The sequence below is a fragment of the Streptomyces sp. NBC_00038 genome (assembly GCF_026343635.1).
Lineage (GTDB): Bacteria > Actinomycetota > Actinomycetes > Streptomycetales > Streptomycetaceae > Streptomyces.
On sequence record NZ_JAPELQ010000001.1, the window covers coordinates 1,820,044 to 1,833,220 of the forward strand.

The 13,177-nt window shown below is 68.1% G+C and carries 11 protein-coding genes and 1 riboswitch; of the genes, 1 reads left to right on the forward strand and 10 read right to left on the reverse strand.

Annotated elements, in window-relative coordinates; all coding sequences use genetic code 11:
- Positions 1 to 60 precede the first annotated feature (60 nt).
- A complete protein-coding gene (gene gcvP, locus OG219_RS08510; RefSeq protein ID WP_266824509.1) occupies positions 61 to 2,946 on the reverse strand; it encodes an aminomethyl-transferring glycine dehydrogenase in 2,886 nt (961 codons plus the stop codon).
- A 183-nt stretch (positions 2,947 to 3,129) separates the two neighbouring features.
- Positions 3,130 to 3,226, reverse strand: a riboswitch (glycine riboswitch).
- A 114-nt stretch (positions 3,227 to 3,340) separates the two neighbouring features.
- On the opposite strand from gcvP, the gene OG219_RS08515 reads away from it, so the two are divergent.
- Positions 3,341 to 3,712 carry a PRC-barrel domain-containing protein gene (locus OG219_RS08515; protein ID WP_266824512.1) on the forward strand — a complete coding sequence of 124 codons (372 nt, stop codon included), beginning with the start codon at positions 3,341 to 3,343 and terminating at the stop codon, positions 3,710 to 3,712.
- 81 nt (positions 3,713 to 3,793) lie between these two features.
- Here the strand turns inward: OG219_RS08515 and OG219_RS08520 are convergent, their stop codons facing one another.
- The 9 genes from OG219_RS08520 to OG219_RS08560 all read right to left on the reverse strand — a co-directional run bounded on the left by OG219_RS08520 (position 3,794) and on the right by OG219_RS08560 (position 13,162).
- Positions 3,794 to 5,161 (reverse strand): DNA polymerase IV, encoded by a 1,368-nt coding sequence (locus OG219_RS08520; protein ID WP_266824514.1) that lies wholly within the window; start codon positions 5,159 to 5,161, stop codon positions 3,794 to 3,796.
- Between the two features lie 80 nt (positions 5,162 to 5,241).
- Positions 5,242 to 5,877, reverse strand: coding sequence for a MerR family transcriptional regulator (locus OG219_RS08525; RefSeq protein WP_266824516.1), 636 nt, complete (start codon positions 5,875 to 5,877; stop codon positions 5,242 to 5,244).
- A 218-nt stretch (positions 5,878 to 6,095) separates the two neighbouring features.
- Entirely contained in the window at positions 6,096 to 6,569 is a 474-nt protein-coding gene (locus tag OG219_RS08530; RefSeq protein ID WP_006123076.1) for a bifunctional nuclease family protein, read from the reverse strand.
- A gap of 85 nt (positions 6,570 to 6,654) precedes the next feature.
- Positions 6,655 to 7,398, reverse strand: coding sequence for a MerR family transcriptional regulator (locus tag OG219_RS08535; protein ID WP_266467968.1), 744 nt, complete (start codon positions 7,396 to 7,398; stop codon positions 6,655 to 6,657).
- A gap of 42 nt (positions 7,399 to 7,440) precedes the next feature.
- The gene (locus tag OG219_RS08540) at positions 7,441 to 8,409 is read right to left on the reverse strand and encodes an FHA domain-containing protein (RefSeq protein ID WP_266824519.1); all 969 of its coding nucleotides are present in this window, start codon (positions 8,407 to 8,409) and stop codon (positions 7,441 to 7,443) included.
- Between the two features lie 61 nt (positions 8,410 to 8,470).
- Positions 8,471 to 9,328 (reverse strand): DUF881 domain-containing protein, encoded by an 858-nt coding sequence (locus OG219_RS08545; RefSeq protein ID WP_266824521.1) that lies wholly within the window; start codon positions 9,326 to 9,328, stop codon positions 8,471 to 8,473.
- 5 nt (positions 9,329 to 9,333) lie between these two features.
- Positions 9,334 to 9,666 (reverse strand): small basic family protein, encoded by a 333-nt coding sequence (locus tag OG219_RS08550; RefSeq protein ID WP_266824523.1) that lies wholly within the window; start codon positions 9,664 to 9,666, stop codon positions 9,334 to 9,336.
- Entirely contained in the window at positions 9,663 to 10,568 is a 906-nt protein-coding gene (locus OG219_RS08555; RefSeq protein WP_266824525.1) for a DUF881 domain-containing protein, read from the reverse strand. The genes OG219_RS08550 and OG219_RS08555 overlap by 4 nt, the downstream gene beginning before the upstream one ends.
- A gap of 98 nt (positions 10,569 to 10,666) precedes the next feature.
- Positions 10,667 to 13,162: a mannose-1-phosphate guanyltransferase gene (locus tag OG219_RS08560; protein WP_266467956.1), complete on the reverse strand. Its 2,496-nt coding sequence runs from the start codon at positions 13,160 to 13,162 to the stop codon at positions 10,667 to 10,669.
- Positions 13,163 to 13,177 lie beyond the last annotated feature (15 nt).

Genomic DNA, 13,177 nt, shown 5'->3' on the forward strand with positions numbered 1-13,177 from the left:
GGCCCCGACGCGCATCCAAGGGTGGTTACTCCCCGTAAGCGTCCAAGTCCTGAACGCTGATCAGTCCTCGTAGGCATCCAGCGGCGGGCAGGAGCAGACGAGGTTCCGGTCGCCGTACGCCTGGTCGATCCGGCGCACCGGCGGCCAGTACTTGTCCGCGACCGAGACACCGGCCGGGAAGACGGCCTCGTCACGGCTGTAGGCGTGCTCCCACTCCCCGCCGAGCGAGGCGGCGGTGTGCGGAGCGTTGCGCAGCGGGTTGTCGTCCGCCGCCCACTCACCCGAGCCGACCTTCTCGATCTCCCCGCGGATGGCGATCATCGCCTCGCAGAACCGGTCGAGTTCCACCAGATCCTCGGACTCGGTCGGCTCGATCATCAGCGTGCCGGCCACCGGGAACGACATCGTCGGCGCGTGGAACCCGTAGTCGATCAGCCGCTTGGCGATGTCGTCGACACTCACGCCGGTCGCCTTGGTGAGCGGCCGCAGGTCGATGATGCACTCGTGCGCGACAAGCCCGCCGGGACCGGTGTAGAGCACCGGGAAGTGCGGCTCGAGGCGCTTGGCGATGTAGTTCGCGGAGAGCACGGCCACCTGCGTGGCACGCTTCAGTCCCTCGCCGCCCATGAGCCGGACGTACGCCCACGAGATCGGCAGAATCCCGGCGGAGCCCCACGGAGCGGCCGAGATCGGACCGACACCGGTCTCGGGACCGGCCGCCGGCTGCAAGGGGTGGTTCGGCAGGTAGGGCGCCAGGTGCGCGCGGACACCGACCGGACCGACGCCGGGACCGCCGCCGCCGTGCGGGATGCAGAACGTCTTGTGCAGGTTGAGGTGCGAGACGTCACCGCCGAAGTGACCCGGCTTGGCCAGCCCCACCAGCGCGTTGAGGTTGGCGCCGTCCACGTACACCTGGCCGCCGGCCTCGTGCACCTGCGCACAGATGTCGGCGACGTGCTCCTCGAAGACGCCATGCGTCGAGGGGTACGTGATCATCAGCACGGACAGTTCGTCGCGGTGCTGCTCGATCTTGGCGCGCAGATCCTCCACATCGATCTCGCCGTCGTCCGCCGTCTTCACGACGACGACCTTCATGCCGGCCATCACGGCGCTCGCCGCGTTCGTGCCGTGCGCGGAGGACGGGATCAGGCAGACGGTGCGCTGCTCGTCGCCGTTCGCGCGGTGGTATCCGCGTACGGCGAGCAGACCGGCCAGCTCACCCTGCGAACCGGCGTTGGGCTGCAGCGACACCTTGTCGTACCCGGTGACCTCGGCGAGCCGCTCCTCCAGCTCACGGATGAGCGTGAGGTAGCCCTGCGCCTGCTCGGCGGGCGCGAAGGGGTGCAGCTGCCCGAACTCGGGCCAGGTGACCGGCTCCATCTCCGTCGTCGCGTTGAGCTTCATCGTGCAGGAGCCCAGCGGGATCATGCCGCGGTCCAGCGCGTAGTCACGGTCGGACAGCTTGCGCAGGTAGCGCAGCATCGCCGTCTCGGAGCGGTACTGGTGGAACACCGGGTGCGCGAGGTACTCGTCGGTGCGCAGCAGCGAGGTCGGAAGAGTGTCCTCGGCGGCCGAGTCCAGCGCCTCGACATCACCCTGGACACCGAACGCGGTCCACACAGCGGCCAGTTGCCTGCGCGTGGTGGTCTCGTCGCAGGAGATCGACACACGGTCGGCGTCGACGAGGTGCAGGTTGACCCCCCGCTCCCGGGCGCCCGCCACGATCTCGGCGGCCCGGCCCTGGACGCGTACGGTCAGCGTGTCGAAATAGGCGCTGTGTACGACCTCGACTCCGCCCGCCTTCAGACCCTCGGCGAGGATCGTCGCGTACCGGTGCGTACGCCGCGCGATGGTCTTCAGCCCCTCGGGACCGTGGTAGACGGCATACATACCCGCCATCACGGCGAGCAGCACCTGAGCCGTACAGATGTTGCTCGTCGCCTTCTCACGACGGATGTGCTGCTCCCGCGTCTGCAGGGCCAGGCGGTACGCCTTGTGCCCGTCCGCGTCGACGGACACACCCACCAGCCGGCCGGGCAGGCTGCGCGCGAACTTCTCGCGCACCGCCATGTACCCGGCGTGCGGACCGCCGAAGGCCATCGGCACCCCGAACCGCTGCGTCGTACCGACCGCGATGTCCGCGTCCAGCTCGCCCGGCGAGGTGAGCAGAGTCAGAGCGAGCAGATCGGCGGCGACGGTGACGACCGCACCCAGCTCGTGTGCCTGCTCGATCAGCGGCTTGATGTCGCGTACGGCACCGGAGGCGCCCGGGTACTGGATCAGCACGCCGTTGATCTCACGCTCGGCGAGCTCGGCCGGAATTCCCTCGCTCAGATCGGCGACGACGACCTCGACACCGGTTGGTTCAGCGCGGGTCTCGATGACGGCGACGGTCTGCGGCAGCGCGTCCGCGTCGACCAGGAAGAGACCCTTCTTGTTCTTGCCCATGCGCCGGGACAGCGCCATCGCCTCGGCGGCCGCGGTGCTCTCGTCGAGCAGCGAGGCACCGGAGGTCGGCAGCCCGGTCAGCTCGGCGACGACGGTCTGGAAGTTCAGCAGCGCCTCGAGCCGGCCCTGCGAGATCTCCGGCTGGTACGGCGTGTACGCGGTGTACCAGGCCGGGCTCTCCATGACGTTCCGCAGGATCACCGGCGGAGTGAAGGTCCCGTAGTAGCCGAGCCCGATCATCGAGTCGAGCACCTGGTTGCGGTCCGCGAGGGAACGCAGTTCGGCCAGGACCTCGGCCTCGGTGCGCGCGCCCGGCAGCTCCAGCGCCTCGGCGTTCTTGATCACGTCCGGTACCGCGGTGGCCGTGAGCTCGTCGAGCGAGCCGTATCCGACCTGCGCGAGCATCTTGGCCCGTGCCTCGGTGTCGGGCCCGATATGGCGCTGCTCGAAGGGGATTCCCTGTTCGAGCTCGGAGAGCGGAATGCGAGGGGCGGTCATGGCGGAGGCCTCCTGGTCAGACGCGACCTTCGAGGGGCACCCCGGCACGGGTACCCCGACGGCCTCCCCCTCTGTCATCACAACCTGAGAGCTTCACCGGCCCGCCCACCCACTGCGACCCGACTTTCACCGTCGGTGAGAGCGGGAGCCGTCTTCGGCACCCGCCCTGCTTTCCAGAGTGACCTCGTCCGTGCGGTACGTGGGCCTGAGAGATTCCGGGGAGGATTTGCTCCTTCGGCGCCCTCCGATGGTGTCTGGAGGACTCTCCCGCGCGGGGTCAGCAGCCGCTGCCAGGGTACCAGCGAGGGCAACGCCCGGGCCTTCGAGTGGCCACCTTCCTGAATCTGCTCTTTTGTAGTGCTTACGGATGAGTTGCGACCAAATGGAGGGCACCGTGCAGACCGACATCGATCCGCGCAACCTGATCGGCCGCAAGGCATTCGACCGCAACGGCGCCAAGATCGGCACGATCGACGAGGTCTACCTCGACGACGCGACCGGGGTCCCGGAGTGGGCGGCCATACGCACGGGCCTGTTCAGCAGGGACGCCTTCGTACCCCTGGAGCCCAGCGAGCTCGTCGAAGGAACCCTGCGCATCCCCTTCGAACGAGCACTGATCAAGGACGCCCCCGATTTCGGCGTCGGCCGCCACCTCTCCCCCGAACAGGAACTCCAGCTCTACCACCACTACGGCCTCGACGTGGCCTCCCCTCCCACTCCACCGGACCGCGACTTCGGCCGCCTGGCAGGGACGGACGAGGCCTGACACAACATCTCGGGTCCCGGGTGACGCGGTCCCTTCGGGGGGCTCGGGCGCGACCGGACGACCCCCAGCGCCGAACCGAACTCAGCCGTCACGGCGATGGCCGACGGCAGCCACCAACGGCAACGGATCCGCCGGCTCCAGCTCCGGATCGTCGGTCCGGAACGTACGTACCCGCCCGGGCTCGGAGTACGGAGTCTCGAACCGAACGGTCACCCTCCCGAGCCCGCTCCCCTGCACCCACCCGTGCCCGAACTCGGCATGCCGCACATCGTGCCCCGCCGGCCACCGCCGCTCGGCGGGCGGCACCGTCTCGACCGTGCCGTCCTCCGTCGATTCCTCCTCGGCATGCTCCTGAGCCGCAAGCTCCCCCGCGGCTGCCTGGGCCTGCGCGAACAGGTCCTCCTGCGTGTAGTCGGCCAGCCCGGAGACGCCCACGCCGAGCAGCCGTACCCCACCGGTCGTGTCCACCACATCGAGGAGCCGCGCGGCCGCCTCCCGCACCACCGCGGGATCGTCCGTGGGCCCCCGCAGCGTCTCGGACCGCGTCAGCGTCGAGAAGTCGTACTTCCGCACCTTGAGCACGATGGTCCGCCCGGACAGCCCGGCTCCCCGCAACCGCTGCACACACCGGTCGGCGAGCCGCTGCACCTCCAGACCGACCCGCACCCGGTCATGGATGTCCACGTCGTACGTGTCCTCGACGGACACCGACTTGGTCTCCCGCTCGGCCACCACGGGCCGGTCGTCGTGGGCCAGCGCCATCGCGTACAGCGAGTGCCCGTGCGCCTTCCCCACCAGCCGTACGAGCTCGTCCTCGCCCGCCTCGGCAAGCTCCTCGACGGTGGTGATCCCGGCCCGCCGCAGATGGTCCCCGGTCGCGGGCCCCACGCCGGGCAGCGTCCGCACCGACATGGGCCCCAGCAGGGCGCGCTCGGTCCCCGGCTCTATCAGCACCAGACCATCGGGCTTGGCCTGTTCCGAGGCGATCTTCGCGAGCATCTTGGACGCGGCGAGCCCCACCGACCCGGTGAGTCCCGTGACGGCCCGGATGTCCGCACGCAGTTTCACCCCGGTCAGCCGCGCCGATACCTCGTCCCAGGCCGCTCCCCCGGCCTCCAGATCGACGAACGCCTCATCCAGGCTCAGCGGCTCCACCAGCGGCGACAGGGCCCCCAGCAGCCCCATCACCTGCTCGCTGACCTCCCGGTAGATCCCGAAGCGCGGCACGAGATACGCGGCGTTCGGCGCGAGCCGGCGCGCCTGGGCCATGGGCATCGCCGAATGCACCCCGAAGACCCGTGCCTCGTACGAGCAGGTGGCGACGACTCCACGCGGACCCAGCCCGCCCACGACGACCGCTTTCCCGCGCAGGCTCGGCTTGGCCGCCTGCTCCGCCGAGGCGAAGAAGGCATCCATGTCGAGATGCAGGATCGTGGGCGCGGTTCTCACATCTCCGATGCTGCCCTACGCCACTGACAATGCCCCGGCAAGCCGGGGCACCATCAGTCTGTTCCGCTCTGTTCCGCTCATCAGACCGCGCGGTTGCGCCGTCTCGCCAGCTCGTCCGCGGGGTTGTTCCCGAGGAGCGTCTCACCGGTGTCCACGCGCTCGCCGTGCAGCTGTGAGAGCGCGCTCTCGACATCCCGCCACACCACGCCCACAGCGATCCCGAAGACCCCCTGGCCACCCTGGAGCAGCGCGTGGACCTCGTCGGGGGACGTGCACTCGTAGACCGTGGCACCGTCGCTCATCAGCGTCATCCGCTCCAGATCCCGGAAGCCGCGCTCCCTGAGGTGCTGGACCGTGGTGCGGATGTTCTGCAGCGACACCCCGGTGTCCAGGAACCGCTTGACGATCTTCAGGACGACCACGTCCCGGAAGCTGTACAGCCGCTGCGTCCCCGACCCGTATGCGGGTCGCACGCTCGGCTCGACCAGCCCGGTCCTCGCCCAGTAATCCAGTTGCCGATAGGTGATGCCCGCGGCAGCGCACGCCGTGGGACCGCGGTACCCGATCTCCTCGGAAACCGCCCCTCCCTCACCCGGCACTGCCGTCGGCCGCCGCGGAACGTGATCGGCCGCGTTGCCGTGAAGCGGGTACGGGCCGCTCTCCCCCAGACCGCGTCCGGGGGCACCCCCAGCCGTACCGTCGCCGCTGCTTCTCACGCCGACCTCCGTCCTTGACCTGCCTTCTCGACGGTAGGCAGTCACCAGGGGTGCGTCAACGATCGCCACACTCGGCACGCCGAGTGATAATCACCCTAGGAGTGGTTTCCCGCGCCCCACCGCGGGGAAAGGCTAGCCGAATGCTCTCCGAGCGGGCCGCGGCGCACCACACTGGCCGCTGGCAATTGCCACCCGGAGCCCTCCGAGGACCCGCGCCATCACTGGCTGTTGGTGCCGAAATCCTCGGGCGAGATCTGGTCGAGGAACTCGCGGAACTTCTCCACTTCGTCCTCCTGCTCGTCCGGGATCGCGATACCGGCGTCGTCGAGCACGCCGTCGCTGCCGTAGATCGGCGTCCCGGTACGCAGGGCCAGCGCTATGGCGTCGGAGGGCCTGGCACTCACCTCGACCCCGCTGGCGAACACCAACTCCGCGTAGAACACGCCCTCACGCAGGTCCGTGATGCGCACTTCGGTGAGCTCCTGGCCGACGGCTTCCAGCACGTCCTTGAACAGGTCGTGGGTCAGCGGGCGCGCCGGGGCCATGCCCTGCTGGGCGAAGGCGATCGCAGTCGCCTCCCCCGGTCCGATCCAGATGGGGAGGTAGCGATCGCCTCCCACTTCACGCAGAAGCACGATCGGTTGGTTGGAGGGCATTTCGACCCGGACACCTACGACATCGAGCTCGTTCACACAGCAACCCTAGGCCGTGCCCGGGACGTTTGGGTAGTCGGGCACGGAACGGGTGGGCGATCCGACGCCCGCCGAGCGCCCGGAGTCAGGGCAGACGCACGCCGAGCGCGGTCTGCACTAGCGCGGCGTGCAGCTTCACCGTGAGCCCCGCCAGCTCCTTCGTACGCGCCTCGGCGTGCGCCCGCGTCTGCGGATTGCGGTGCCGCCGCAGCGGGGCCACCACCTGGTCGACCAGCCCCGCGTCACGCTCGGCCGCGGCCTTCATCGCACGCAGATGGCGCGGCTCGATCCCGAACCGCCCCAGCTCGACGACGAGCGCGGCGACGGTCACCGCCTCGGCGTCGTACGCCCCGTCCGACAGCGGCGCGATGAGCCCGTACGACTCCCACTCCTCAAGTTCCTGATCACCGATCTCGGCGGCGGCCAGCAGCTCGGCACGGCCGACCCGGGCGGCCGTGGGCGCCTCGGGCCCGCCGAACAGCTCTCCCTCGCCGGAGTCGCGCTGACGCCCCACGGACGGCAGCCGCACCGGCTCACCGCGCTCCAGGGCGTCCAGGTACTCACGGATGACCTTCAGGGGCAGATAGTGGTCCCGCTGCATCCTCAGCACATGGCCGAGGCGCTCGACGTCGTTGGCGCTGAACTTGCGATACCCCGAGGGGGTCCGCTGCGGCTCGATGAGCCCCTCCGACTCCAGAAACCTGATCTTGGAGATCGTGACTTCGGGGAACTCGTCGCGCAGTACGTTGAGCACCGTGCCGATGCTCATCAGCCCACTGTCCACGGCGGCGGTACCGGTGTCGGCACCGCCGCTCGGTGTTTGAAGCATGGACCTTCCTGGGGGTCCCCCCGGACGCAGCCCGGGGGAGGGTCAGATGCCCCGCTGGCTCGCGTAGAAGACCAGCCGGTACTTGCCGATCTGCACCTCGTCGCCGTTCGAGAGGGCGACCGAGTCGATCCGCTCCCTGTTGACGTACGTGCCGTTGAGGCTGCCCACGTCTGCCACGGTGAACGAGCCGTCACCGACGCGGCGGAACTCCACGTGGCGGCGTGACACGGTCACGTCGTCCAGAAAGATGTCGCTCTGCGGATGACGCCCGGCCGTCGTCAGCTCACCGTCCAGCAGGAAGCGGCTGCCCGAGTTCGGACCGCGGCGCACCACCAGGAGCGCCGAGCCGAGCGGCAGTGCGTCGACCGCCGCCTGCGCCTCCGGGGAGAGCGCCGGCGAGAGCGTCTGACCCGTCACCTCGGCGTCATAGGCCTCAAGGCCCGAAATGGAGATCGTGGACGTCGTCTCGGACGGACGCTCCGGGGTCACCCCGCTCCGCAGCGGCGCACCGCAGTTGGAGCAGAAACGGCTGTTTTCCGCGTTGCGGTTACCGCACCTCGTACACACCAGGGCCGACATGGACGGATCCTCCTGCCGCGGCTGCCCTCCAGGGGCATGGGACGCGTACGGGTCGGAGGGAAACCCTCCACCCGCACTTGAGGCTGACGGGTCCCCGAAACCTATGCGGCCGGACTGGGCAGGGTCAACAGACGGCGCGCCCTGACCACCGGAAATGTCACCGCCGACCTGGTCCCGGAACAGCGGGCGCTCGCCACCCTGGTCCTCCGCGTCTCCATGGCGTGGTGCACGATGCCGGGCAGTGGCATTGTCGCCGCCCTCTCCTCGTGCGCTCTTGCCGAACAACTTCGCAAACAACTTCACGGGCGATTCCCCTTGACCGAAACAGACCCGCCCGTGGGGCAGGACGAACCCTGACTGAACACACCGGTCGAGCCGGACACCCTCACAACGTCCGTATCCACCTGACAGTTTCCACCACGCACCACCCATTCGGTGCGCCGACCCCCCGCAACCTCATGCCCTGGCCGGGCGCCCCTCATGCGGCCCCGCCTCATTGGGACGACCGAGCGTAGTCAGGCTGCTTCGCCGGTCGCAAGGCGTCCACCACGATCTTCGTCGAGGGCTCCACCGTGACGGTGGCCTGCTCCTTCTCCAGTGTCTGCACCACGCCTCCGGGGATGTTGAGCGCTGGCTCCAGGTCCTGCGACTTGCCGATGACCTTGAAACGGTAGGGCTGGGTGATCTTGTTCCCGTCCACGCTCACGCCGTTGTCGGAATCCGTCAGATAGGTGCTGGCGACGACCCGCACACCGTTCACCTGGATCGCCTCCGCACCTGCCGCACGCAACTCCTGGATCGCGTCGAGCAGCATGTCCGCCTCGACCGTCCCTTTGCTGTCGTTGATCGTCAGAGTGATGCCGGGGCCCTGCGCGGCCACCGTGCCCGCCAGAATGCCGAGTTGCTTCTCCCTCTCGACGGTCTGCTTGCGAGCCTCCTCGGCCTGGTCCGAACTGTTCTCCAACTCGGTGCGCTGATCCTCGAGACCCTGCTTCTCGTCCTCAAGACGCTGTGTACGGCTGTCCAGTTCATCGAGGATGCGTACGAGATCTTCCTGACGCGCGCCGCGCAGGGCACTGCCGCTGTCGCTGTTGGACGCCACCTGGACGGCCAGACCGAAGCCGAGGCCGAACAGCAGCAGGGCCACGATGAGTTGCGCACGCGAAACGCGCGGCGGCCACAGTCCCTTCGCCAGTCGCTGACGACCGGTCAGCGTCGGCTCGCCGCTCTCTTCCCTCTCCTCCGGCTCCTGTGCCGTGGGAGCCTGCGCCCGAATCTCTTCGGGAAGTTCCTTGCGCAGACGATTCTCCGGAGTCCCGGAGGCCGTCGATGCCTCGTCGTCGTTGCTCATCGGCCTCACGCCCGGAACACGTGCCGACGGATCGCCGCGGCATTGGAGAAGATGCGGATGCCGAGGACGACCACGACACCGGTGGAGAGCTGGGCGCCCACACCCAACTTGTCGCCCAGGAAGACGATCAGCGCGGCCACGACCACGTTCGACAGGAACGACACCACGAAGACCTTGTCGTCGAAGATGCCGTCGAGCATCGCGCGCAGGCCTCCGAACACGGCGTCGAGCGCCGCCACCACGGCGATCGGAAGATAAGGCTCGACGACCACCGGAACCTCGGGCCGGACCAACAATCCAGCCACGACTCCCACGACGAGGCCCAGTACGGCGATCACGATGTGCCCTTCTCTGTGCTCGGCTGTGCTGTACGTACGATCACACTCGGTGCGGCGGCCAACCGGACGTCGTCCTGGACGGAAATGCTGGTCCGGATCCCGTAGTTCTCCTGCAGGGCATGCAGATACAGCCCGTCGGCACTGTTCTGGAACCTGGTGCTGAGCCGCTGACCGTCGCCCACCGCGAGCACCGTGTACGGCGGTACCAGCGGCTTGTTGTCGACCAGTATCGCGTCACCCGCGGCCCGGATCGCCGACAAGGCCGTCAGCCGCTGGCCGTTGATCGAGATGGCCTCGGCACCCGACTCCCACAGCCCGTTGACGACCCGCTGCATGTCACGGTCACGCACGCGTCCTGTGTCGGAGAACCCCGACGTCTCCCGCGGATCACCGTCGCCGTCCTGACTGGCTTCCTCGGCGTCGTCCACGACGAGTTTCACGCCCGGACCGTGCACCGCGGTGGCGCCCGACAGAATGCCCACCAAGTCGGCCTGCCCGCTGCCCCCGTCCGACTTCAGCGCCTCACGCTGCCGGGCACTCACATCGGCGCGCAAAGTATCGACATTGTCCTCGAGCTTGTCCGCGGCCGCGGTCTCACTCTCGACACGGTCGATGAGTTCCTCACGCTCCTTGGCGATGACAGGCGCCGCGATCCGCGCGTTCGCCGCTCCCAGGGTCACCACCAGGGCCGCAAGGACGAGGCCTGCCGCGAGTCCGAGCTTCGCCCGTACCGTCTTCGGCATCCCGCCGGTGCCCTCGGCCTGCTTCCGGGCAGCCGCCTCGGCGTAACCGTCGTCAAGGCTGTGGTCCATGACATTGGTGAGCAGCGACATGGAGGCGTCCGGGCGCGACGGGCGCGTAGGACTGCTCCGAACGGGGGGCTGCTGCGGCATGCCGCACATCGTCGCACGTCGCGGGCGCTACCTCCGAATGGCCCCACCGGCGTGCCGGACAGGCCCCCTTGAGGGCACTTGTCCGGCACGCGCGCGTGCTAGGTGTTTCATCGACCGGCGCTGTCCACGACCGCCGACCACTCGTCGAGCAGGGCCTCCGCGGAGGCATCGTCGGGCCCTTCTGCCCACAGATGCGTAACCGCCTCAGCGGGATCCGGGAGCACCATCACCCAGCGCCCGTCGGTCTCCACGACCCGTACACCGTCGGTCGTGTCCACAAAGCGGTCCCCGGCCTCCTCCACGACCCGGCGCATGACAAGTCCCTTGACGGCCCAGGGAGTCGCGAGATCCCGCTTGAGGACATGCGCCCGCGGAATCCGCGCATCGATCTGGCTCAGCGTGAGCTGAGTCCGCGCCACCAGCCCGATCAGTCGTACGAACGCCGCCGCACCGTCGAAGACACTGCTGAACTCCGGAATGATGAAGCCACCGCGCCCGTCACCGCCGAAGATCGTCGATTCGTCCCGCCCGACCCTGGTCAGATCGTCCGGAGACGTCGTCGTCCAGTCCACCTGCGTCCCGTGATACGCCGCCACCTGCTCTGCGATCCGGGTGGTGGTCACCGGCAGCGCCACCCGCCCGCTGCGCCGCTCCGCGGCCACCAGGTCGAGCATGACGAGCAGAGCCCGGTCGTCCTCGACGATCCGCCCCTTCTCGTCCACGAGCGAGAGCCGCTCACCCACCGGGTCGAAGCGCACCCCGAAGGCGGCCCGCGCGGACGCCACGATCTCACCGAGCCGCACAAGCCCGGACCGCCGCGCATCCGCCGTCTCAGTCGGCCTGGACTCGTCCAAACCGGGATTGATGACAAGCGAGTCGACCCCGAGCTTGCCGAGCAAGCTGGGCAGCACGAGCCCGGCGCTACCGTTCGACGCGTCCACGACGACCTTGAGCCCCGACTCGGTGATCCCCGTCGTGTCGACATTCCGCAGCAACGATCCGGTGTACGAGTCGAAGACACTCGCCGGGAAGTGCAGATCCCCGATCTCGCCAGGGAACGCGCGCCGATACTCCTGCCGCGCGAACACCCGGTCCAGCTTCCGCTGACTGGCCTGCGACAGATCAGCACCCTGCCCGTCGAAGAACATGATGTCGACGGAGTCCGGCACACCGGGTGTCGTCCGGATCATGATCCCGCCGGCGCTACCTCTGGCGGTCTGCTGCCGGGCCACCGGCAGCGGTACGTTCTCCAGATCGCGTACGTCGATGGCGCTGGCCTGCAGCGCCGAGATGACCGCCCGCTTCAGCGCACGAGCGCCTCGGGAGTGATCTCGAGCCGTCGTGACCGTGGAGCCCTTCTTGAGCGTCGTCGCGTACGCTCCCGCAAGCCGCACGGCGAGTTCCGGGGTGATCTCCACATTCAGGATCCCGGACACTCCACGGGCGCCGAAGAGATGCGCCTGCCCCCGCGACTCCCAGATCACCGACGTATTGACGAAGGCGCCGGCCTCGATGGTCTTGAACGGGTAGACGCGAACATTGCCCTGGATGATCGATTCTTCACCGACGAGGCACTCATCACCGATGACCGCACCGTCCTCGATCCGTGCGGCCCGCATGATGTCGGTGTTCTTTCCGATCACGCAGCCACGCAGATTGCTGTGCTGACCGATGTACACGTTGTCGTGCACGACGGCGCGGTGAAGGAAGGCACCTGTCTTGACGACGACGTTGGAACCGATGACGGTGTGTTCGCGGATTTCGACGTCCGCCTCGACCTTGGCGTAGTCGCCGATGTAAAGCGGTCCTCGCAGAACGGCGTCGGGGTGCACCTCGGCCCCCTCGGCGACCCATACGCCCGGCGAGATCTCGAAGCCGTCGATTTCGACGTCGACCTTGCCCTCCAGGACATCGGCCTGCGCCTTCACATAGCTTTCGTGGGTCCCGACGTCCTCCCAGTAGCCCTCGGCGATATAGCCGTAAACAGGCTTGCCCTCTTTCATCAGCTGAGGGAAGACATCGCCGGACCAGTCGACGGAGACATCGGCCTCGACGTAGTCGAAGACCTCGGGTTCCATGACGTAGATACCCGTGTTCACCGTGTCCGAGAACACCTGGCCCCAGGTCGGCTTCTCCAGGAAGCGCTCGACCTTGCCCTCTTCATCCACGATGGTGATGCCGAATTCAAGGGGATTTGGTACGCGCGTCAAACAGACGGTGACCAGCGCGCCCTTTTCCTTGTGGAAATTGATGAGGTCGGTGAGGTCGAAGTCAGTCAGGGCATCACCGGAGATCACTAGGAAGGTGTCGTCCTTCAACGCCTCCTCGGCGTTCTTGACGCTCCCGGCAGTACCGAGTGGCTTCTCCTCATTGGCATAGGTGAGCTCCATGCCGAGCTCCTCGCCGTCACCGAAGTAGTTCTTGACCAGAGAGGCCAAGAACTGAACAGTCACGACGGTCTCGTTGAGCCCATGCCTTTTGAGCAGCCGTAGCACATGCTCCATGATCGGGCGATTGGCCACGGGTAGGAGCGGCTTGGGCATGCTTGAGGTCATGGGACGAAGGCGTGTGCCTTCGCCTCCGGCCATCACGACGGCCTTCATGTCGGAAGCGTCCTC

Coding starts and splice junctions, on each gene's coding strand:
- gcvP (WP_266824509.1), bottom strand. CDS start 2,946: ATGACCGCCCCTCGCATTCCGCTCTCCGAGCTCGAACAGGGAATCCCC.
- OG219_RS08540 (WP_266824519.1), bottom strand. CDS start 8,409: ATGGGTGGTGCGTGGTGGAAACTGTCAGGTGGATACGGACGTTGTGAG.
- OG219_RS08555 (WP_266824525.1), bottom strand. CDS start 10,568: ATGTGCGGCATGCCGCAGCAGCCCCCCGTTCGGAGCAGTCCTACGCGC.
- OG219_RS08535 (WP_266467968.1), bottom strand. CDS start 7,398: ATGCTTCAAACACCGAGCGGCGGTGCCGACACCGGTACCGCCGCCGTG.
- OG219_RS08545 (WP_266824521.1), bottom strand. CDS start 9,328: ATGAGCAACGACGACGAGGCATCGACGGCCTCCGGGACTCCGGAGAAT.
- OG219_RS08560 (WP_266467956.1), bottom strand. CDS start 13,162: ATGAAGGCCGTCGTGATGGCCGGAGGCGAAGGCACACGCCTTCGTCCC.